Raw genomic sequence first — 22,490 nt, 5'->3', positions numbered from 1 at the left:
ATGTTGTGTATTTTTGATAATCTGTTAAAATTAAAATATAATTTGAAAGTTATTTTATTGATTTGAAATTTAATATGCATGCATAGTTATTTTTTCAATTAAAATAATTAACTTCGTAGAAGTGAATCTCAAACGATATAATTCTGATAAAAAATGAAAATATTAGTCTGCATCAGCCACGTGCCTGATACTACTGCAAAAATTAATTTTACAAACGGAGACAGTGAGTTTGATACAAACGGCGTTCAGTTTGTTATTAACCCTAATGATGAATTTGGCCTTACCCGCGCTATCTGGTTTAAAGAGCAGGCGGGTGCCGCAGTTACTGTGGTAAATGTAGGCGGCGCTGATGCCGAAGCTACCCTGCGTAAAGCCCTTGCTATTGGTGCTGATGAAGCTATACGTGTAAACGCACAGCCTACCGATGGGCTTTTTGTAGCTAAACAGCTTGCCGAGGTGGTAAAAAATGGCGGTTATGATTTGGTAATTGCCGGTAAAGAGTCGTTAGATTATAATGGAGGTATGGTGCCGGGTATGTTGGCAGGGCTTTTGGGGTATGATTTTGTGAACGGTTGTATAAAACTTGATGTAAATGGAGCAGAGGCTACGGCAGTGCGCGAGATTGACGGTGGTAAAGAAACACTGAGTGCTAAATTACCCCTGGTTATTGGCGGGCAAAAAGGCCTTGTAGAAGAAAAAGACCTTAAAATACCTAACATGCGCGGTATTATGATGGCACGCCAAAAGAAACTTGAGGTGTTGGAGCCTGTAAGCGTAGAGGCGGCTACCAAAGCAGTAAAATTTGAAAAACCGGCTCCTAAGTCGGCTGTAAAAATGATAAGCCCGGATAACCTTGATGAGTTGGTCAGCCTGTTGCATACCGAAGCGAAGGTGATCTAATTTGCTGATTTGAAAATGAGGCAATTTGAAAAGGCCTCACTACTGTAGTTTTCAAATTCTAAATGTTCAATTTTCAAATTAAAAATCATGTCTATACTAATATATGCCGAATCGGCCGAAGGAAAATTTAAAAAGACTGCGTTTGAGCTGGCTTCTTACGCTAAAAAAATAGCCGGTGAAACCGGTACCACTGTAACTGCTGTAGCGGTAAATGTAACAGATGCCTTTGCACTTGGGGGCTATGGGGTAGATAAAGTATTAAAAGTTACTAACGATAAGCTAAAGACCTTTAATGCTAAAGCATATGCTGATGTAATAAAGCAAGCGGCTGAAAAAGAAAGTGCAAAATTTGTGTTGTTTTCCAGCAATACCGATAGTTTATATATTGCACCACTGGTAGCGGTTGGGCTTAACGCTGGGTATGCCAGTAATGTAGTAGCATTGCCCGAAAGCCTTGCGCCTTTTAAAGTAAAGCGCAATGCCTTCTCTAACAAGGCGTTTAACATTACCGAAATTACAACAGATATAAAAGTGCTGGCTATTGCCAAAAACTCATTTGGGCTTGTAGAATCACAGGCATCTGCAACCGAAGAAGATTTTGCACCATCACTTAATGATGCAGATTTTAGCGTAAAGGTAGAATCGAGCGAAAAAATAACCGGAAAAGTAACCATAGCCGATGCTGAGGTTGTAGTATCCGGCGGGCGCGGACTTAAAGGCCCTGAAAACTGGGGTATGATAGAAGATCTTGCCAGCGTGCTTGGCGCTGCAACAGCTTGTTCTAAACCTGTAAGTGATATGGGTTGGAGGCCACATAGCGAACACGTGGGGCAAACCGGTAAGCCTGTTGCTGCAAACCTTTATGTAGCGGTGGGTATTTCAGGAGCTATACAACACATTGCAGGTATTAACTCCAGCAAGGTAAAAGTGGTTATTAATAATGACCCCGAAGCGCCCTTTTTTAAAGTGGCAGACTACGGTGTGGTAGGCGATGCCTTTGAAATAGTACCAAAGCTTACAGAAAAAATAAAGGAATTTAAGGCGCATAACTCATAATTTTATTATAAATTGTGCCCGTAACAGGGCTATCTGGTACTGATAGTTTATCTTTGCCAGATAGCCTTTTTTTGTATACCTTGCGACCACTATGAGCTTAGTAAAACTGAATATTAAGGGTATATCGTATAGCCAGACGCAAAACGGAGCATACGCCCTTATTTTAAATGAAGTAGACGGTGAACGGAAATTGCCCATTGTTATAGGTGCCTTTGAGGCGCAGTCTATAGCTATTGCGCTTGAAAAAGAAATTAAGCCGCCAAGGCCGCTTACACATGACCTTTTCAAGAATTTTGCCGACCGTTTTGATATTGCCGTTAAACAGGTAATTATCCATAAACTGGTAGATGGGGTGTTTTTCTCCAGTATTATTTGCGAGCGCGACCGCATTGAAGAAATTATAGATGCCCGTACCAGCGATGCTATTGCTTTGGCATTACGTTTTAATGCGCCTATATTTACCTATAAAAACATTTTGGATAAAGCGGGTATTTACCTCAAAATAAACCCCGAAAGTGAAGGCGAGGGCGAAGAAGGCGAAGTGCTTAGCACACCGCAGGAGTTTTCGGCAGAAAGTACCGTAAGCGGTGAAGGATATTCGCAATACACCTTGCAGGAGCTTAATGATCAGCTGGAAAGCGCTGTGCAAAATGAGGACTATGAAAAAGCTGCCAAGATACGTGATGAAATTTCAAAAAGGGAAAGTTGATAGTATAGGTACAGTAGTTAAAGTAGTATTGTTACTGCTTTTATTATCATTTTTAACAAGTTGCTCAAAAAAGCTTGCTCCTACTGCTGCTTACAGCATGCTGGAAAAACGTGAACTCACCAAAAGCCTTGGTTATGGAAGCGAAACGGCTGATAATACTATACTACCTGAAAAAGCAGCTGAATTTAAGCTGGCAATAACAGATTCTGTAATGGCAGCTACTAAACAGCCATATACCCGCACTAATTTTAAGGAACTGTATTTAAAAACAAAACCCAATACTAAATATAAAATAACAATAAGCAGCCTTTGTGATTGCTTAGGGAGTAGGAAATATTTATTTAAACCGGTGTTACTTCTTTACGATAAAAACTCAAACCTGTTACAATGTAATATTGAAGGGGAGGATTTTGGTTATACACACGGTCCATTATCAATGGATAGGGCTTGGGTATTTAATACTTTGAATACTGAAGGAGACTTGAGGTTAATTGTGTTTTCAGATAACAATAATTTAAACCAGAGTGTGTATAAATATATTGTAGCGTTTGCTGCAGTAGAAGTTAAATCTACTACTAATGGAGATTTTTATGTTTTATTAGAAGAAATAAGATAGTTTCCTTAAGGAGGAATATAATTAGAGACACTCTTATAGTATTTGTGTCTTGTCAATAACTTCCTGATAAAAAATGTCACCTTTATTAAATTAAAAACTTATAATTTTTAATTTTTGCATATTGATATTTTATAATATAAGGGTTAAAAAATGAAGCAGTATTTAGATTTAGTAAAGCATGTAATGGAACACGGCAACCAAAAGGGCGACCGTACCGGTACCGGTACCAAAAGCGTTTTTGGTTACCAGATGCGGTTTGATTTAAGTGAGGGTTTCCCTATGGTGACTACTAAAAAATTACATCTTAAATCGATTATTTATGAGCTGCTTTGGTTTTTAAAAGGCGATACCAATATTAATTACCTTATCGAAAACGGTGTGCGCATCTGGAATGAGTGGGCCGATGAAAATGGTAACCTGGGTCCGGTATACGGTGCACAGTGGCGCAATTGGGACAGCAGGGAAATTGACCAGATTGCTGAATTGATTGATACCCTGAAAACCAACCCCAACAGCCGCCGGATGTTGGTTAGCGCATGGAACCCCCGTGTGCTGCCGGAAAGCGGAAAATCATTTGCTGAAAATGTAGCTGCCGGTAATGTAGCTTTGCCGCCATGCCACGCGTTTTTTCAGTTTTATGTGGCTGACAATAAGTTGAGCTGCCAGTTGTACCAGCGCAGCGCCGATATATTTTTGGGTGTGCCGTTTAATATTGCTTCTTATGCTTTATTAACCCTTATGATTGCCCACGTTTGCGGTTTTGAGCCGGGCAATTTTGTACACACTTTTGGCGATGCGCATATTTACAACAACCATATAGAGCAGTTGGAGCTTCAACTTACGCGTGAGCCACGCCCGTTGCCAAAAATGATACTTAACCCTGAAGTGAAAAATATTTTTGATTTTAATTTTGATGATTTTACATTGACAGATTATGATCCGCACCCGCATATAAAAGGTGTGGTTGCTGTGTAAAAAATTACTATCTTTAGATACATAAATTAAAAATATGGAAAAAAATCAGCAGGAACTTTATGAATATGCGCGTAAAAGGGTAAAACAAAAAAGGCGTGTATACCTGCATTTTATTTTCTTTTTTGTAGGCAGTATATTTTTGTTCATAATTAATAAATGGCTCGATGTAGAGCCTGATTATGACTGGTATCTGTGGGCTATTACCGCATGGGCTTTTTTATTTATATTACATTTTATAAAGGTTTTTGTTACCGAAAGTTTTATAAATAAAAAGTGGGAACAGGAACAGATAGAAAAACTGGTAGCCCGCCAGGAGCGCCGTATAGACCAGTTGCAGCAAAAAATAGATAAAGAAAACCCGCAGAATATCCAGGAATGACCATTACTCTTATAGCCGCAGCCGCAGAAAACAATGCTTTGGGAAAAGACAACCAGATGGTATGGCGCCTGCCGGACGATTTTAAGCGGTTTAAAGCCCTTACCACCGGGCACCATATTGTTATGGGGCGCAAAACCCTTGAAAGTATGGATGGCCCACTACCCAACCGAACCAATATTATAATTACCCGCCAGAAAGAGTATACCTATGAAGGCTGCATTATTGTATACAGCCTTGAAGAAGCCCTTGCCGCCTGCCCGCAAAATGAAGAGGTCTTTATTATTGGCGGTGGCGAAATTTACAAACAAAGTATTGATAACGCCGACAAAATTGAGCTTACCCGCGTACACACTACGGTTAAGGCTGATGCATTTTTCCCGGAGATTGACGAAAAGAAATGGAAATTGACTGAAAAAGTTTTTCACCCCAAAGATGAAAAACATCAATACGATTTTGTTTTTGAGACTTGGGTGAGGAAAATTCGGTAAATGATTTTGTAAATGGGATATTTTTTCTTTGACCTGTTTTTTCTGTTCATAGTCGTCCCTGTAATAATTATACTATTCATACTGTGGCTAATCAACCCGAAAAAAATATTTATCAAAACCATCTTTGGGATACTTATTGGTCTGTTTAGCCTGATAGTGCTTTCAGGAATTTTTAATTTTCTAAGAAGCAAAAAAGTTTTATCTAAAGACGACTATTACGGCAACTATGTTATTGATAAAGAAATTATATCAGGAAAACAAGCGGACTGGCAGTACGACCACTTCAGATTTGAAATAAAAGACAATGACTCCGTATATTTTTATGAAACCGATAAAAATAAGATACTCCAAACCTATAGGGGTAGTATCTCAACGGTTAAGCCATATAATTCTGAAAGGTTAGTACTACATATGACTCAGCCCACGCATCATATACTATCTACTAACCCTACCATATACCGAAGCGCCTGGGGCTTTACATTGGTGTTTGAATCGCCAAAATTTGGGAATATGTTTTTCGTGAAAGGAAATTGGAAGGAAGAATAAAAACTTAATTTTTTTCGTTATTTTGTACCACTAACCTTCTTAATATGAAACAAAAGGGTTTAACAATAAGCATTGTTCTTACTTTAGCTGTAATCATACCTTGAGCATCTCATACATAAAAACAAGAATATTGGTACACTGGCTACATATTAAGGATTATAGATGTGTAATTGATTAGCCAGGCCATTGTCTTTTTAATTCCCTGTTATATTACCATCCCGTTAACAAAACTATTTTTATCTTTGCATCGTAAATAGCTGTAATGTCGCAAAATGTAACTCCTTATAAAGATTCTGGCCTGGGTAAAAAAGAACAGGTAGCCCAGATGTTTGATACCATTAGTGGTAATTATGACGGACTTAACCGTGTAATATCGTTTGGTATAGATGTTAAATGGCGCAAAAAAGTGCTCAAACTCGTGGCTGCCAACAACCCGAAAACTATACTGGATATTGCCACAGGTACAGGAGACCTTGCCATACTTATGGCGCAAACAGGCGCTAAAGAAATTATTGGCGCCGATATTAGCGAAGGCATGATGGAGGTGGGGCGCAAAAAAGTAGCCGAAAAAAAACTAGATAAACGCATTACCCTGCAATATGGCGATAGCGAAAACCTGCCGTTTCAGGATGATTATTTTGATGCCATAACTGTGGCATTCGGAATTCGTAATTTTGAAACGCTCGAAAAAGGCCTTGCCGAAATATTGCGGGTATTAAAACCGGGTGGTATTTTTGTAATACTGGAAACCTCGGTGCCTACAAAATTTCCGTACAAACAAGGCTATACATTCTACTCAAAATACCTGTTGCCACTTATAGGCAGGGCTTTTAGTAAAGACCGTTCTGCTTATGCTTATTTAAGCGAATCGGCCTCGGTTTTTCCTTTTGGTGAAAAACTGAACAATATTTTACGTAAAACCGGGTTTATAGAGGTGAAAGATATGCCGCAGACTTTTGGCGTTGCTACTATATATTCGGCATCAAAAAAATAACATGAAGAAGGCTTTATTATATACGCTTTTGCTATGCGGTCTTGGCGCGCAGGCACAAATTGGTACCCGTGTTTTTGGTAAGGACCCTATTATCAATCTTGAAAATTTTGATAAGCAACGGGTGCACTGGGGCTATTTTTTAGGGTTTAACTCCTATGATTTTAAGTTTGATTACAAAGTAGACCCCGGCAAAGATATTATTGTAAAAAGCACTACTGGCTTTAATGTAGGGCTGGTAGGCAACCTGCGCCTGTTTGAATATCTGGACCTGCGTTTTGAACCGGGACTGTATTATACCCAGCGAGACCTTGCATTCCCTAATATACAGGATGCGTATGACAGGCTTCGCGAAGTAAAATCAACTTACATACATTTTCCACTGTTACTTAAATTCTCTTCTAAAAGGGTGGGTAATGTAAGGCCATATCTTACAGGCGGCGTATCGCGCACGTGGAATCTGGATAGTAACGAGTTTGTAAAAGACGATAATATAACAGGCGACCGTTTCCGGATGAAAACCTGGACTAATAATTATGAACTTGGTTTTGGTATAGACCTATATTTTGAATACTTTAAATTTTCACCTTCTATACGCGGGGTATTTAGTTTTGATGATGAAATTATCAGGGATAATGATCCGTCAAGCCCTTATACAGGTAACATAGGTTCTATGAAAACCAGGGCCATTTTAGTGAATTTTACGTTCCACTAAAATTTCGCCTGAACTCACTTAAAATTATGGCTCCGGCTGTGGCCACATTTAGGCTTTCGGTCTGTTGCATATTGCCAAAGCGTGGTATGGCAATGCGGTGACTGCATAATGCTTCAACATCAGCCGAAATCCCATTGGCTTCGTTACCTAAAACTACAATACCATTTTCAGGTAAATTTTCGGTATATACATTGCTGCCATCCATAAAAGTGCCGTAAACCGGCAGGCCAGATTTTTGTAAATAAGCCTCAAGTTCGGTATAAACCACATTTACGCGCGATAGTGAACCCATGGTAGCCTGAACAACTTTTGGGTTAAAGGCATCCACACAGGCTTCAGAACATACAAGATGTTCAATGCCAAACCAGTCGCACAGGCGTATAATGGTGCCCAGGTTACCGGGATCGCGTACATCATCAAGCGCCAGTATAAGTCCGTTATCGGGCAGGGGCTTTTCGTCCGGTATATAAAAAAGTGCCAGACAGGCTTGCGGTGTGGCAAGCGCACTGATTTTTTTCAGTTCAGCTTCACTGATTATAGTAGCCTTGTCTTTATCTACAGTGTTAAAAACAGTATCTGTAGTATATAAATGGTGTAGCTGCAGGTTGGAATTAAGTAATTCCTGTACTACCTTTATGCCTTCGGCAAAAAACATTTTATGCTGTTTTCGGTGTTTTTTTTGCTTTAGGCCCGTTATTGTTTTGATTTGGTTTTTGCTAACCATAAATAATGTATTTTTGAATTCTATTTTGGCAGTACAACTTGAGAAATAAAGCAACAAAAATAATACTTCTGATTATATCAGGCCTTATTTTAATTTCCTGTTCGCTTACCAAAAGGGTTCCTGACGGTAAATACCTTCTTGAAGACAACAAGATTGAGGTAAACGGAGAAAAGAAAAATGACGAAGAGATAAGGGATCAGTTATACCAGCAACCCAACTCTACCACGCTGATAGGCGTGCACACCCGCCTGCACCTGTATAACCTTGCCAAGCCTAATGCCGACTCCTCATACAGGGCATGGCTGGAGCGTAAACCGGCACGCCATGAGTTTTTAACCAAGCTGCTTTCAGAAAAACAGGTAGGCAGGCTGGGCAACTCTTTTATAGTATCGGGGTTAAGTAACTTCTTTAAAAAAGTAGGGGAGCCCCCGGTAATTGTAGACGAGGCACGGGTTAAAAAATCAAGGAACCGGCTTTTTGCATATTATTACAAAAAAGGATATTTCCGGGCTAAGGTAGGCTATAAAATAGATACGGTTGGCAATAAAAAGGCCGTAGTTAATTATGATGTAATAACAGGTGATGCTTATAAAATAGATTCTATAAAACCTTTAATTGAAAGCCCGCTGCTGGATAGCCTGTATGTAAAAGCCGCCCCGGCTTCACTTATAAAAAAGGGTAAAAATTACCAGGAAACCGATTTTATACAGGAACGTGAGCGCCTTACTACCTATTTTAGAAACAGGGGTGCCTATACCTTTCAGCAAAACTACATTAACTACACTATTGATACTATAAACACAGGGCACAAAGCTAATGTAGAGCTTATTGTGGATAATGAAAACGTCCGCCAGGGCGATTCTACATACATAAGGCCGTTTAAGCTATACCGTATTAGCAGGGTAAATATTTATACTGTAAATGCTGCCAGCGAAAACCAGTCTATAGACAGTACTACTTACGGCGGCTTTAAAATATACAGTACCGGTAAACTAAATTACAGGCCAAAAGCCATAACCGATGCAATTTTTATTACCCCGGGCAGTATGTTTAGCGATGAGCGCCGTGTACTTACCAGCCGGTACCTTAGTAACCTCAGGGTGTTTTATTATCCCAGTATACAATATGTGGAAGACAGTACCGATGTTAGCGGCACCTCATTAATTTCAAATATTTACTTAAAACCAAGAGAGCGTTTCCGGGTGAATGCAGCGGCCGATTTTACCCATTCAAACATACAGGAATTTGGTATACAGGGCAGCCTTGGGCTTAGCGTGCGCAATATTTTTCGCGGGGCAGAGGTATTGCAGCTTTCTACAAGGGGCAATATAGGTTCATCGCGCGACAATAGCATTAAAGACCGCTCATTTTTTAATATCCTGGAGTATGGCGCTGATATAAAATTAACGTTCCCAAGGATATTTTTTCCGCTGAACACAGAAAAAATTATTCCAAAAAACATGATACCCACTACCGCACTGAGCTTTGGTATTAGCAGGCAACAAAATATAGGCCTTGATAAAGAAAGCTTTACAGGTATATTTAATTACAGCTGGACACCAAGGCCCAACAGGCATACTGCTAAACTCGATTTGTTTAATATACAATATATACGCAACGTAAATCCCGGCAATTACTTTAACGTGTACAGTTCATCTTACAACCGCCTGGATGATTTTGCAAAAGAGTACCGGAACCAGGTGCCGGATGCTTATTTTAATTCTAATAACAACCTGGACCCGCAGGAAGGTACACTTTTGTTTATTGATGATGTAAAAAACGGAACAATTACCGTTGCACCGGGCGATGAGCAATCAATACGCAGTATTGATGAGCGTAGAAAGCGCCTTGTGGAAAATAACCTTATTGTAGCAACAAATTTTACCTATACCACAACTACAAGAGAAAATATTAATGATAAAGACTTTTTTATTTTTAAAACCAAAATAGAAGGGGCAGGTAATACGCTGTCGCTTGTATCGGGATTATTTAATGAAAATAAAAATGCCTCTATAGAAAACCGTACATTGTTTGATGTGCAGTATTCGCAATATTTAAAAGGGGAGCTTGATTTTATTAAGCATTTTGACCTTAGACGTAATAAAGTACTGGCTATGCGTGCTTTTTTCGGCCTGGCGGTGCCTTACGGCAATTCAACATCAATACCTTTTACGCGCAGTTACTTTGCGGGAGGATCTAATGATAACAGGGCGTGGCAATCATACAGCCTTGGGCCGGGGCGCAGCGGCAGCCGTAACGATTTTAATGAGGCCAACCTTAAGCTGGCCTATAGTGCAGAACTTCGGTTTAATATATTTGGGCAGCTTAACGGGGCTATATTTGGCGATGTAGGCAATATATGGAATGTTTTTGATGAGGTTGATGACCCCGATTATACCTTTAACGGGCTTAGCTCTTTAGAAGACCTTGCATTTGGTACCGGCTTAGGTTTTAGGTATGACTTTAATTTTTTTGTAGTACGGTTTGATTTGGGCTTTAAAACCTATAACCCGGCTAATGATGAAGGTAGCCGTTGGTTTAGGGAATACAATTTTGCTAACAGCGTTCTAAATGTTGGAATTAATTATCCGTTCTAAATTTAAAATATTATTTTTGTGAATTAATTTTTAAAAAATAACTACATGGCCCACAATATTAAACCCGGTGTAGCCACCGGAGACCAGGTTCAGGAAATATTTAAATATGCCAAAGAAAAGGGCTTTGCCCTTCCGGCAGTAAACGTAACAGGTTCCAGCACTATTAATGGTGTGTTAGAAACTGCAGCAAAATTAAAAGCTCCTGTAATAATTCAGTTTTCTAATGGTGGCGCGGCGTTTAATGCTGGTAAAGGCCTGAGTAATGAGGGGCAAAAAGCCTCTATACTGGGGGCTATAGCCGGAGCAAAACATATACATACCCTTGCAGAAGCTTACGGTGCTACCGTAATACTACATACAGACCATTGTGCTAAAAACCTGCTACCCTGGATAGACGGGTTGCTTGATGCCAGCGAAAAACATTTTAAAGAAACAGGTAAGCCACTTTTCAGCTCTCACATGCTTGACCTTTCTGAAGAGCCTATTGAAGAGAATATTGAAATTTGCAAAGAATACCTGAAAAGGATGAGCAAAATGGGTATGACCCTGGAAATTGAGCTAGGTATTACAGGTGGTGAAGAAGATGGTGTAGATAACTCTGATGTAGACAGCTCTAAACTTTATACGCAGCCGGAAGAAGTTGCTTATGCGTATGAAGAGTTAAATAAAATATCTGACAAAATAACTATTGCTGCGGCCTTTGGTAATGTGCATGGTGTTTATAAGCCAGGTAACGTAAAACTTACGCCAAAAATACTTAAAAACTCTCAGGAGTATGTACAGCAAAAATTTGGTACAGAAGCTAACCCCGTTGATTTTGTTTTTCACGGAGGGTCGGGTTCTACCCTTGAAGAAATCCGTGAGGCTATAGGCTACGGTGTAATTAAAATGAATATTGATACTGACTTGCAGTTTGCTTTTACCGAAGGCATACGTGATTATATGAACAGTAAGATAGATTACCTTAAAACCCAAATTGGTAGCCCAGACGGGCCTGAATCGCCAAACAAAAAACATTATGACCCAAGAAAATGGGTTAGAGAAGGCGAACTTACTTTTAACAAAAGGCTTGAAAAAGCTTTTGAAGACCTGAATAACGTAAATACACTATAGTTTTTGGTTACTGGTTTGTGGTTGTTTTGCTTTATAAACAACCACAAACTAACAACCGTTTACCAAAATTAAATATATGGCTTGGTTTAAAAGAACGGAAAAAGGGATACAGACTCCAACAGAAGATAAAAAAGATGTTCCTAAAGGGTTATGGTATAAATCTCCTACCGGAAAGATTGTAGATGCTGATGAGCTAGCCAGGAATTTTTATGTTAGCCCAGAAGATGGGTACCATGTAAGGATAGGCAGTAAAGAGTATTTTTCGATGCTTTTTGATGATGATTATAAGGAGCTTAATAAAGACATAACCTCTAAAGACACGCTGAAATTTGTAGATACAAAGAAATACAGCGACAGGCTTAAAGATGCTATGGATAAAACCAGGCTTAAAGATGCGGTGCGCACTGCTGTGGGTAAATCTAAGGGTAAAGATATTGTGATTGCCTGTATGGATTTTGCTTTTATAGGCGGATCTATGGGGGCGGTTGTAGGCGAAAAGATAGCCCGCGCCATAGATCATTCTATTAAAAACCGAATACCATTTTTAATGATCTCAAAATCGGGTGGTGCCCGTATGATGGAGGCAGCATATTCACTTATGCAGCTGGCTAAAACCTCTGCTAAGCTGGCACAGCTTGCCGATGCGAAAATACCCTATATTTCACTTTGTACTGACCCTACAACAGGGGGTACCACAGCATCATACGCCATGCTGGGCGATGTAAATATTTCTGAACCCGGCGCACTGATTGGCTTTGCAGGCCCAAGGGTGGTTAAAGATACTACAGGTAAAGACCTGCCTGAAGGTTTTCAAACGGCAGAGTTTGTACTGGAACATGGTTTTCTTGACTTTATAACGCCAAGAAAAGAGTTGAAAGACAAGGTTAACCTTTATCTGGATCTCATACAGAACCAGCCTTTAAGGAAATAAAAAATAAAACCCGCTGATAAGCGGGTTTTATTTTTTAAAACAGGCCGTTAAGCTCTGCATTAATTCGGTTTATAATATCGCCCAGGTCTTCTGGGTTATCTACAAAGTTTATATTATCTACATCAATTATAAGCAGTTTTCCTTTATCATATCCCTGTATCCAGGCCTCATAACGTTCGTTAAGCCTGCTCAGGTAATCTATAGATATAGAGTTTTCATAATCCCTGCCACGCTTGTGTATTTGTTTTACCAGGTTAGGTATAGAGCTGCGCAGGTATATAAGCAGGTCTGGCGCGCCTACAAAGCCTTCCATTAACTCAAACAGGGTTTTGTAGTTGTTATAATCGCGGTTGGCCATTAGCCCCATGGCATGCAGGTTTGGGGCAAAAATATGGGCATCTTCGTAAATGGTACGGTCCTGTATAATTTTTTTACCACTTTCCCTGAATTGGAGCACCTGGCTAAACCTGCTATTTAAAAAGTAAATCTGAAGGTTAAACGCCCAGCGTTCCATCTGGTGGTAAAAATCATCAAGGTACGGGTTGTCTACTACATCTTCATAATGAGGTTCCCATTTAAAATGTTTGGCCAACAGCCCCGTTAATGTTGTTTTTCCAGCTCCTATGTTGCCTGCTACAGCTATATGCATTATGTGTATTTAAGGTAATGTTATTTGGTAACTTGTTATTTGGGTGCCTGTAAAAATAGTTAAAATTTGGGCAGTATAATAAAAACTCTGTATGCTTTTTTCGGTTAGCTGTATTTGCTGATTGGGCATGCCATTAAAGTTATGTATATATATGTTGTTGTTTTTACTGTATATAAATTGCTTTGCCGTTGTTAGCTGGGCATAGTCAAATACGGGTACAGTGCCCAATACATCAACCCTGCCAAAAACATTTACCCTGCGGCACAGATTGTTATTATCTGTCCAGTAAAAATAGTTGTAATCAGAGGCATAATAGGTAATCCCGTCATTAGACGGGGGAGTTATGGTTTTAAAAGTGCTTTGTGCAATATCATAAAGGCCGACCTGTTGTGAGATAATGTCGTATACCCATAAACGGTTCTGGCTGGCAAGGCCCACCGCCTCGGCTACCAGTTCGGGCTGGTTGTCTTTACTAATGCTGAAATTTATACGGTTGGTTTCGTTTAGCTGGTTATCCAGTAATACTGCCGTGTTTTGCTTTTTGTAAAACAATACAATTTGTAAGGGGCTCTGTATGTCAACCTTATAAATATCGCCCAAGGCTACATTTTTATATTTGAGTGTGCGGCCGTCTTTGGTTTTATGAAATTCATTTTCGGCTATTGTATATTGCCAGCCAAAAGCATCGGTACCCACGTAGCTGTCTATAGATGCCTCAGTATTGGTAAGCTGCTTTACCGGTAAAATTTCCTGCCCGCCGGTGGTTATTGCTGTCAGCAGCACTAATATCAATACTATATTTTTCATCAATTCTATTTTATGTAAAAATAAAAATTACCTGCTAACAATTACCCAGCCTCCATTATAAAGTATAAAAGGGTTTATTTGAGATATTAGCCATGTTGTAGGTTTAGTTGGGAAGTATAAAGAAGGTTTGTCTGGTTTTTAATAAATTGCAGTTATGAAGTAACAAAAAGATATATTTGAAGTCTTATTAAAAAACTTAATTATGAACAACATACAATTACGCACTGTCCTGTTTTTTGCTTTACTGGTTTTTTCGGCAGGATATGCACAAAATTTTCAGGGTATGGCCGTATATGAATCTAAAACTGCATTGCCAAAATTTGATGTGCCTAAGGGAATGAACATTACACCCGAAATGCAAAAGCAAATACAAGAAGGTATGAGTAAAGCGCTGGAAAAAACTTTTGTGCTTAACTTTAACAGGACAGAATCGGTTTATGAAGAAGAGCAAAAACTTGACGCACCCGGGCAGAACAGCCCTTTCAGGATGATGGCAAATTTTGGCGGGACTTCAGGTGTTCTGTACAAAAATATAAAAGACCAGAAACTGCTTATCCAAAGAGAGTTTTTTGGTAAAGACTTTTTAATAAACGATTCCTTGCCCAGGTTAAAATGGGTAATGGGGGGCGAAAGTAAAAAAATAGGGAATTATACCTGCTATAAAGCCACAGTGATAGTGCCTACAAATAAGGCAGACTTTAGGGATATGCGTCCAAAAGAAGAAAAAGAAGCAGAGAAGGAAAAAGATACACTTACCAGCGCACCTGCCACAAATTTTATGGACATGATAGAAATGCCTAAAGAAAAAACCATTACGGCATGGTATACCCCGGACATACCGGTAAGCCAGGGGCCCGAAAACTATTGGGGCCTGCCGGGGCTTATACTGGAAGTAAGCGATGGTACCACAATAATGTTATGCTCTAAAGTGGTGTTAAACCCTAAAGACAAAGCCGAAATAAAAGCTCCGCATAAAGGTAAAGAGGTTACCCAGGCCGAATATGATGATATTGTGGTTAAAAAGGTGGAAGAAATGAGGCAGATGTATCAAATGGGTGGTGGTAGGATGCCGTTTCGCTCTAATTAATTTAAATAAGCAGCATTTTCTATAACCTTCTATTATTGCTCTATGACTAAATTTTTTTTCGGGCTGGCATTGCTTTGCTCTTTACTCTCCCAGGCACAAAATATACGGGTAACAGGAAGTATAAAAGATAAATCAGGCCCTTTGGAAATGGCCAATATTATGGCAGTAAATAAAGCAACCAATGCTATGGATGCCTATGCTATTACTGATGATAAAGGCAGGTATCAAATGGTGTTGAGTGCCAATACAGAATATATTATAAAAGCCAGCTACATAGGCTATACTTCTTTTGAAGAAACTATTACTACCGGTAAGGAGGACATGGTGAAACAGATTGTGCTTGAAGAGGGTGTTGAAATGGACGAGCTGGAAATAGTGCACGAAATGCCTGTGAAAATTAGTGGCGATACTATTATTTATAATGCCGATTCTTTTAAAAACGGTACCGAACGCAAACTTGGCGATGTATTAAAAAAACTGCCTGGCGTTGAGGTAGATGATGATGGCGGGGTTACCGTTGAGGGTAAAACCGTGACCAAGCTTATGGTAGAAGGCAAAGACTTTTTTGACGGCGACACCAAACTTGGGGTAAAGAACATACCAGCAGATGCCCTTGATAAAATTGAGGTTTTGCGTAATTATAATGAAGTCAGCCAGCTGAAAGGCCTTGAAAATAATGAGGAAAATGTAGCGATGAACATTAAACTGAAGGACGGTAAAAAGAACTTTTGGTTTGGTGATGTTACAGCAGGTGCCGGGGCCGGAGATGGTGAGCGCTATATAGTAAACCCCAAAGTGTTTTATTACAGCCCCAAATACAGCCTTAATGCCATAGGTAATATTAATAACAACGGAGAGCTGCCCTTAACCATACAGGACTATTTTAAAATGACAGGAGGCTTCAGGAATATGATGAGTAAGGGCGGCACCAACTTTAATGTAAGCAGTAATGATGTGGGCATGCTTACACTGCGTAATAACAGGGCCAAGAATATTGAAACCAGATTCGGCGCAGCAAATTTTAGCTATAATCCTAATAAAGCATGGACTATCAGTGGTTTTGGTATATTCAATTCCAACCGTAACGAAATGGAAACCGTTACCCGTAATCAGGTATTAGACCCCGAAACGGGCGACCCTGCAACCATACAGGACACCCAGGATAAAACTACACAGCGCAGTGACTTTGCCCTGGCAAAAATCAGCTCCAGCTATATACCCAACGCCAACCTGCATTTTGATTATGATCTGTTGCTTAAAACTTCGAAGCAATCTGAAGAAGCAGCACTTATTTCAACTGTTTTCCCGGAAACCAGCCAAAGTCAGGATATATTTACCAACAAAGAGCAAAACCCTTTCAGCATTAACCAAAATTTAAACCTGTATTATACACTTAACGATAAAAATGTTTTTGCGTTTGAAATGCAGCACCTGTACCAGCAGGAAGATCCGTTTTATAACGCTGTATTACAAAACAATCCTTTTCCTGATATTCCGGGTGCCAACCAGTTAAACCTCGGTCTGGTTACATCTGATACTTATAATCTTAACCAAAACCGTTTAGTAACCACCAACAAACTGGATGCAAAAATAGATTATTACTATATGCTGACCCCAAAGAGCAATATAAACGTTACAGTGGGCAATACGTATTCTTACCAGAATTTTAATTCTGATATTTTCCAGATACTGGATAACGGCACTACAGATGGCCTTGATGAGAACAGTAAGAATGATGTAGATTATAGTTTTAATGATGTTTTTGCCGGGGTGCATTATAAATTTATTGCTGGTAAACTTACCCTAAACCCAGGTGCAATGCTGCATGCTTATAATTCGTATAACGGCCAGTTGGATACCAAAGTGCATAATGATTTTTACCGGTTGCTGCCTGATGTGTTTGCGGTATATCAGTTTAAAAATTCTGAAAGGCTGCAATATACCTATAACATGACCACCGAATTTACTGATGTGTCTAATTTTGCACGGGGACTGGTGCTAAACAACTATAGCAGCTTGTTTCGCGGTAACCGTAACCTGGAAAATGCACTATACCAAAACCATAACCTGAATTATTTTAGGTATAACATGTTTAATTTTACACAAATGTTTGCCCGGGTAACCTACAGCTATCGGCAGGATGCTGTTAAAAACCTTTCGGCTTTTAGTGGTATTAACCAGGTAAGCACGGTGGAGAATTCAAATTTTGCCGACCAGGTGTTTACTGCAGCAGCAGGGTATACCCGTAGTTTTGCACGTTTTTATAAAGCATCGGCAGGGGCTACCTTTTCGTGGAGTAAGTTTAATAACTTTAGGTTCAATCAATCCTTTACAGACGATATTAGTATAGACAATGCCCTGCGGCAGGTAAATGAACAGATAATGCAAAATTATACGGCTAACTTTAGCACTAACTATAAAACATGGCCTAATCTTGAGGTAGGTTACTCTTTATTGCTGAATGATTATGCCAACAATAAATTTTATACCCATAGCCCCTATGCGCGTGTAGATTACCTATTGCTTAAAAATATTACACTTACAGCAAACTATACTTATAACCATTATTATAACGATGTGCGTACTACAAATAACCAATATGATTTTTTAAATGCCAGTATTATGTACCTTACTACATTGCAAAAATGGGAATTTAAGGTAAGTGGCACCAATTTGTTAAATACCACATCTTTAAATGATGATAGTTTTAACCAATTTAGTACGCGTACCTCACGATACAGGGTGCAGCCACGTTATATATTGTTAAACATAAGTTACAATTTATGATTTATGTGTTAAATTTTTGATATTATTTGGTTAATTTATTGTAAAAAACCACCTTTGGCAGATAACCATATTAAATTCACTTTTATGAGAAAAATGTTTTTATCCGCATTTGTGGCAGCCACTTTATTAGTTTCATGTAGTTCAGATGATTCTGACGATACTAATAGTAATGGCGGTTTTTCTAACGGTCCCGTTTCAGGCACAATTTACAACGAAGATTTTACTGCGGCTGGTGGCGTTGCCAGGCCTATAACACTAAGCAGTACAGAATCGCTTTACATTTACCTGGGTACTTCTGCTCTTAACTGTGAAAGCAGTACAGCTAATACTCCTATATGGATTACAGTTCCGGCTGCGGAGGGTACTTATAAGCCTCAAACGGATGGTCACGTACAATTCAGGTCTACCGATGGTGATAGTTTTGAAGGTGCTATTGATGCAGAGATAGAAATTACTTCAATTACCGAAACTTCGGTAAAAGGTAAGGTTAAAGCTACAGGTTTTGATGATGATGAAAACAACATTAATGGTACTTTTGAAGTGCCTTACTGTAGTTTAGACTAAAGCAATTTTATCTGACTAAAAATAAGGATACAACAAAACAGCCCCGCACAATGCGGGGCTGTTTTAGTATAAAAACTTTTATATTATATCCTGATTAAAGTGAAAAAGCTTCTTTTACTTTCTCAACATAATCCAGTTTTTCCCAGGTAAATAATTCAACCTCTACGGTTTTTTCTTCGCCATTTGGTGAGGTAAATGTTTTTGTTACCACCTCTGGCGTACGCCCCATGTGTCCGTATGCTGCGGTTTCGCTATAAATGGGGTTGCGTAGTTTAAGGCGCTGCTCAATAAAATAAGGGCGCATATCAAAAATACCTTCTACTTTTTTGGCTATTTCACCATCGGTAAGGTTTACTTTGGCGGTACCATAGGTGTTAATATAAATACCCATAGGTTTGGCTACCCCAATAGCATAAGATACCTGTACCAGTATTTCATCGGCCACACCGGCAGCCACCAGGTTTTTAGCAATATGGCGTGTTGCATAGGCTGCACTACGGTCTACCTTGCTTGGATCTTTACCGCTAAAGGCACCACCACCGTGGGCGCCTTTGCCACCATAGGTGTCTACAATTATTTTACGCCCCGTAAGGCCGGCATCGCCATGAGGGCCGCCAATTACAAACTTTCCGGTAGGGTTAATGTGGTAGGTAATATCATCATTAAATAAATGCGCATACTGCGGATTATCTTTAACAATGCGGGGAACTAATATCTCCTTAATATCTTTTTCTATTTTGGCAAGCATAGCCGGTTCAGCATCAAAATCATCATGCTGGGTGCTAATTACAATGGCATCAATGCGTACCGGTTTATTGTTGTTGTCATACTCCAGCGTAACCTGGCTTTTTGCATCGGGACGCAGGTAGTTAATCTCTTTATTTTCGCGCCTTAGTACGGCAAGTTCTTTGAGTAGTTTATGCGAAAGGCTCAGTGCCAGCGGCATATACTCTTCAGTTTCGTTAGTGGCATAGCCAAACATCATACCCTGGTCGCCTGCGCCTTGTTCTTCTTTAGTCTGGCGGTCTACCCCCTGGTTAATATCCTGGCTTTGCTCGTGTATGGCGCTAAGCACCCCACACGAATTGGCCTCAAACATATATTCGCTTTTGGTATACCCTATTCTTTTGATAACATCGCGCGCAATTTGCTGTACATCAAGGTACGTTTTGCTTTTTACTTCGCCTGCCAGTATTACCTGCCCGGTAGTAACCAGTGTTTCACAGGCTACCTTACTGTCTGGGTCAAACGCCAGGAAATTATCAATTAATGCATCAGAGATTTGGTCAGCAATTTTGTCAGGATGTCCTTCACTTACAGACTCCGACGTAAATAAATATGCCATAATATCAGTCTACTGTTTTAGTAGGAAATATTGAAAGGGATGCAACTAAAGAAGGGGTGAGATTCCTGCTTTAGCATTTTTTAGCGAGGTTGCAATCAGTCAAATCTTTCCTCTGTTTATTTAGCACAAATGTATAAAACCTTGTTGTAATAAAAAAAGAAAGATTAAAAAACAGTTATTTGCGAAATGTATTTATACTGGTTGACGGATAAAAAGCTAATCAGCATACATTTTTAGCATTGTAATGGTGAAAGGCTCAATCAGATTTTTCAATTGTAAAACCCATTTCCCCAAAATCTGTTTTTAGCCTGTTGCCTTGTTTAAGTCCGCGCAAATTGTAATCGCTTCCCAATTGGCAAAACCAAACAATACTATCGTATTTTTTAATATAAAATACTCTTTTATTTGCAATGCTGTCTTCTACATAATCAAATACCTTAGGTTTAATGCCAAAATAAATTCCGTACCGGGTTTCATAGAGTAGAGCAACTCGCCCGTCAATTTTTACATATTGTAAAGCATCTCCATAATTTACCTTAGAAACCACTAACGACTCCAGTTTTTTGGTTTCGGGATAAACCACCGTTAAATCATAAAAAAGATTCGAAAACACCAAAATAGCTATTATTGCAGCTATAAAAAATCCGGCAAATACTAATCTTATATCCTGTTTAACCTGCTTAGGCATAATGCACTTAAAATTTAACCTGACCCCAAATATACTTTCTTTGGGTAATGTTTTATTAAGTGCTGAATGTTAAAATTTAAAATAATGTTTGGCAAATTGAAAATTAGTTTAGAAGTTTGCTAAACGAAAAACAAAGTAACAATGAAATTTATAATGTGCAATATGTGTTGTATGATGTGGAAACATTCCGCGGAACACGCTGTTGCATAATTTTAAATTTATAAAATATACGCAAAAGCCTTCCGCAGATACGGAAGGCTTTTTTAGTTTATAACAGTTTGCTGATGAAAAACAATATGAAAAATAGTATGATGTGTTGCGCCATGTGTATGTGCACCAAAACGCTGTTGCCAAAAGGGGACGATGAACCATCGTACTGTTGAAATATACAAGCCCTTTTGGTGTAGCAGCCTTAAGGGCTTTTTTTAGCTTTAAATCTTAGTTTAATTAGTTTCAAAATAAAATTTTAAAAAATCAATTATCATGAGCGACCAGAAATTTTCTACCAATGCCCTGCACGCAGGCCACGATGTAACCAAAAACGGCGGTACCCGTGCGGTGCCTATTTACCAGACAACTTCATACGTTTTTAATAACGCAGAGCATGCTGCCAACCTGTTTGGCCTTGCCGAACCCGGTTTTATCTATACCCGTTTAAACAACCCAACCAATGATGTACTTGAACAACGCCTTGCGGCACTTGAGGGTGGTATAGCGGCTGTGGTTACTGCATCGGGCGCGGCGGCGCTGGCTACAACTTTTTTAACTTTATTAAGGGCGGGCGACCATATTGTGGCCTCTAACAGCCTGTACGGTGGTACGTATAACCTTTTAAGCGTTACCCTGCCGAGGCTGGGTATTACTACTACGTTTGTTGACCCCTCTGACCCTAAGAATTTTGCCGAAGCCGCACAGGAAAATACCCGCGCCTTTTTTGCGGAATCGTTGGGTAATCCCAAGCTTGATGTGCTTGACCTAAAAGCTATTGCCGATGAAGCCAAAGCTTTTAAAGTGCCTTTTATTGTTGATAATACGGTGGCTACGCCTTACCTGCTAAACCCTATTGAATATGGCGCTAACATTGTAATACATTCGCTTACAAAATATATTACTGGTAACGGTACGTCGCTTGGCGGTGTTATTATAGATGCCGGTACGTTTGACTGGAGCAGTGGTAAATTCCCCGAATTTACAGAACCTTCTGCTGGGTATCATGGCATGGTATACCATGAGGCATTAGGCCCCGCTGCCTTTATTGCCAAAGTGCGTATAGAAGGCCTGCGCGATTTTGGTGCTGCGCTTAGCCCCTTTAACGCATTCCAGACAATTCAGGGATTGGAAACCCTTGACATCCGTGTAGAAAAACACAGTAAAAATGCCCTTGCGCTTGCAGAGTGGCTGGAAAGCCGCGATGAAGTGGCATGGGTAAATTATCCGGGGCTGAAATCCAGTAAATATTATGATATTGCCCAGAAGTACCTGCCAAAAGGCCAGAGCGGTATTGTAACTTTCGGATTAAAAGGTGGGTTTGAAGCGGCCAAAAAAGTAGCTGATGAAACCAAACTATTTTCACTTTTAGCCAATATTGGCGATACCAAATCGCTCATCATACACCCGGCAAGTACTACCCACCAACAGCTTAATGATGCACAGCAGGAAGCTACGGGTGTAACAAAAGATTTGGTACGCCTTTCGGTAGGGCTTGAAGATATTGAAGACCTGAAAGCTGATTTACAGGCGGTTTTTGAAACCATTGATGCTCCTGTAAAAGCTTAAATTACTAACTCAGGCCCAGGCCTTTTTATACTGCCCCGGCGTAACTA

At 39.6% G+C, this 22,490-nt stretch carries 22 protein-coding genes; 17 read left to right on the top strand and 5 right to left on the bottom strand.

The features are described from left to right. Positions 1-153 precede the first annotated feature (153 nt). The 10 genes from ABS766_RS01380 (at position 154) to porT (ending at position 7,375) form a co-directional block, all read left to right on the top strand. Positions 154-900, top strand: a complete 747-nt coding sequence (locus ABS766_RS01380; protein ID WP_408083292.1) for an electron transfer flavoprotein subunit beta/FixA family protein — start codon at positions 154-156, stop codon at positions 898-900. A gap of 87 nt (positions 901-987) precedes the next feature. Further along, the gene (locus tag ABS766_RS01375) at positions 988-1,956 is read left to right on the top strand and encodes an electron transfer flavoprotein subunit alpha/FixB family protein (protein WP_408083291.1); all 969 of its coding nucleotides are present in this window, start codon (positions 988-990) and stop codon (positions 1,954-1,956) included. 91 nt (positions 1,957-2,047) lie between these two features. After that, complete coding sequence (locus ABS766_RS01370; RefSeq protein WP_408083290.1) at positions 2,048-2,665, top strand: bifunctional nuclease family protein; 618 nt, start codon at positions 2,048-2,050, stop codon at positions 2,663-2,665. Beyond that, the gene (locus tag ABS766_RS01365) at positions 2,640-3,281 is read left to right on the top strand and encodes a hypothetical protein (protein ID WP_408083289.1); all 642 of its coding nucleotides are present in this window, start codon (positions 2,640-2,642) and stop codon (positions 3,279-3,281) included. Before ABS766_RS01370 ends, ABS766_RS01365 begins: the two co-directional genes overlap by 26 nt. A gap of 150 nt (positions 3,282-3,431) precedes the next feature. Next, positions 3,432-4,256, top strand: coding sequence for a thymidylate synthase (locus ABS766_RS01360; protein WP_408083288.1), 825 nt, complete (start codon positions 3,432-3,434; stop codon positions 4,254-4,256). Positions 4,257-4,290: 34 nt separating this feature from the next. Further along, the gene (locus ABS766_RS01355) at positions 4,291-4,635 is read left to right on the top strand and encodes a 2TM domain-containing protein (RefSeq protein ID WP_408083287.1); all 345 of its coding nucleotides are present in this window, start codon (positions 4,291-4,293) and stop codon (positions 4,633-4,635) included. Further along, positions 4,632-5,123, top strand: coding sequence for a dihydrofolate reductase (locus tag ABS766_RS01350; protein ID WP_408083286.1), 492 nt, complete (start codon positions 4,632-4,634; stop codon positions 5,121-5,123). The genes ABS766_RS01355 and ABS766_RS01350 overlap by 4 nt, the downstream gene beginning before the upstream one ends. 12 nt (positions 5,124-5,135) lie before the next feature. Continuing rightward, on the top strand, positions 5,136-5,669 hold the full coding sequence (locus ABS766_RS01345; RefSeq protein WP_408083285.1) for a hypothetical protein: 534 nt from the start codon (positions 5,136-5,138) through the stop codon (positions 5,667-5,669). Positions 5,670-5,931: 262 nt separating this feature from the next. Beyond that, positions 5,932-6,663 (top strand): bifunctional demethylmenaquinone methyltransferase/2-methoxy-6-polyprenyl-1,4-benzoquinol methylase UbiE, encoded by a 732-nt coding sequence (ubiE, locus tag ABS766_RS01340; protein WP_408083284.1) that lies wholly within the window; start codon positions 5,932-5,934, stop codon positions 6,661-6,663. 1 nt (position 6,664) lies between these two features. Beyond that, on the top strand, positions 6,665-7,375 hold the full coding sequence (porT, locus tag ABS766_RS01335; protein ID WP_408083283.1) for a type IX secretion/gliding motility protein PorT/SprT: 711 nt from the start codon (positions 6,665-6,667) through the stop codon (positions 7,373-7,375). Here the strand turns inward: porT and ABS766_RS01330 are convergent. Next, entirely contained in the window at positions 7,362-8,099 is a 738-nt protein-coding gene (locus ABS766_RS01330; protein WP_408083282.1) for a TrmH family RNA methyltransferase, read from the bottom strand. The genes porT and ABS766_RS01330 overlap by 14 nt on opposite strands. A 38-nt stretch (positions 8,100-8,137) precedes the next feature. Between ABS766_RS01330 and tamL the strand changes: the two genes are divergently transcribed. The 3 genes from tamL (at position 8,138) to accD (ending at position 12,740) form a co-directional block, all read left to right on the top strand. After that, entirely contained in the window at positions 8,138-10,696 is a 2,559-nt protein-coding gene (gene tamL, locus ABS766_RS01325; protein WP_408083281.1) for a translocation and assembly module lipoprotein TamL, read from the top strand. Positions 10,697-10,741: 45 nt separating this feature from the next. Next, positions 10,742-11,809, top strand: coding sequence for a class II fructose-bisphosphate aldolase (gene fbaA / locus ABS766_RS01320; protein ID WP_408083280.1), 1,068 nt, complete (start codon positions 10,742-10,744; stop codon positions 11,807-11,809). Between the two features lie 76 nt (positions 11,810-11,885). Then, positions 11,886-12,740: an acetyl-CoA carboxylase, carboxyltransferase subunit beta gene (gene accD / locus ABS766_RS01315; RefSeq protein WP_408083279.1), complete on the top strand. Its 855-nt coding sequence runs from the start codon at positions 11,886-11,888 to the stop codon at positions 12,738-12,740. A 34-nt stretch (positions 12,741-12,774) separates the two neighbouring features. Here the strand turns inward: accD and ABS766_RS01310 are convergent, their stop codons facing one another. Further along, a complete protein-coding gene (locus tag ABS766_RS01310) occupies positions 12,775-13,389 on the bottom strand; it encodes a deoxynucleoside kinase (RefSeq protein ID WP_408083278.1) in 615 nt (204 codons plus the stop codon). Positions 13,390-13,398: 9 nt separating this feature from the next. After that, the gene (locus ABS766_RS01305) at positions 13,399-14,196 is read right to left on the bottom strand and encodes a hypothetical protein (protein ID WP_408083277.1); all 798 of its coding nucleotides are present in this window, start codon (positions 14,194-14,196) and stop codon (positions 13,399-13,401) included. 202 nt (positions 14,197-14,398) lie between these two features. Here ABS766_RS01305 and ABS766_RS01300 point away from each other — a divergent pair, with 202 nt between their 5' ends. From ABS766_RS01300 to ABS766_RS01290, 3 genes are all read left to right on the top strand, one after another. Next, positions 14,399-15,283, top strand: coding sequence for a GLPGLI family protein (locus ABS766_RS01300; RefSeq protein ID WP_408083276.1), 885 nt, complete (start codon positions 14,399-14,401; stop codon positions 15,281-15,283). A 42-nt stretch (positions 15,284-15,325) separates the two neighbouring features. Then, positions 15,326-18,070, top strand: a complete 2,745-nt coding sequence (locus ABS766_RS01295) for a carboxypeptidase regulatory-like domain-containing protein (protein WP_408083275.1) — start codon at positions 15,326-15,328, stop codon at positions 18,068-18,070. 84 nt (positions 18,071-18,154) lie between these two features. Then, complete coding sequence (locus ABS766_RS01290) at positions 18,155-18,634, top strand: hypothetical protein (RefSeq protein ID WP_408083274.1); 480 nt, start codon at positions 18,155-18,157, stop codon at positions 18,632-18,634. A 94-nt stretch (positions 18,635-18,728) separates the two neighbouring features. On the opposite strand, the gene metK is transcribed toward ABS766_RS01290, so the two are convergent. Both metK and ABS766_RS01280 read right to left on the bottom strand, forming a co-directional pair. Beyond that, the gene (gene metK / locus ABS766_RS01285; protein ID WP_408083273.1) at positions 18,729-19,979 is read right to left on the bottom strand and encodes a methionine adenosyltransferase; all 1,251 of its coding nucleotides are present in this window, start codon (positions 19,977-19,979) and stop codon (positions 18,729-18,731) included. Positions 19,980-20,235: 256 nt separating this feature from the next. Beyond that, positions 20,236-20,667, bottom strand: a complete 432-nt coding sequence (locus ABS766_RS01280) for a hypothetical protein (protein ID WP_408083272.1) — start codon at positions 20,665-20,667, stop codon at positions 20,236-20,238. Between the two features lie 483 nt (positions 20,668-21,150). On the opposite strand from ABS766_RS01280, the gene ABS766_RS01275 reads away from it, so the two are divergent. After that, a complete protein-coding gene (locus tag ABS766_RS01275) occupies positions 21,151-22,443 on the top strand; it encodes an O-acetylhomoserine aminocarboxypropyltransferase/cysteine synthase family protein (protein WP_408083271.1) in 1,293 nt (430 codons plus the stop codon). Positions 22,444-22,490 lie beyond the last annotated feature (47 nt).

Origin of the sequence: Flavobacterium rhizosphaerae (genome assembly GCF_046000445.1) — a bacterium.
GTDB classification, from domain to species: Bacteria; Bacteroidota; Bacteroidia; order Flavobacteriales; family Flavobacteriaceae; genus Flavobacterium; species Flavobacterium rhizosphaerae.
The sequence above is the reverse complement of the archived record's forward strand: the minus strand, read 5'-3'. Positions and strand labels throughout refer to the sequence as shown.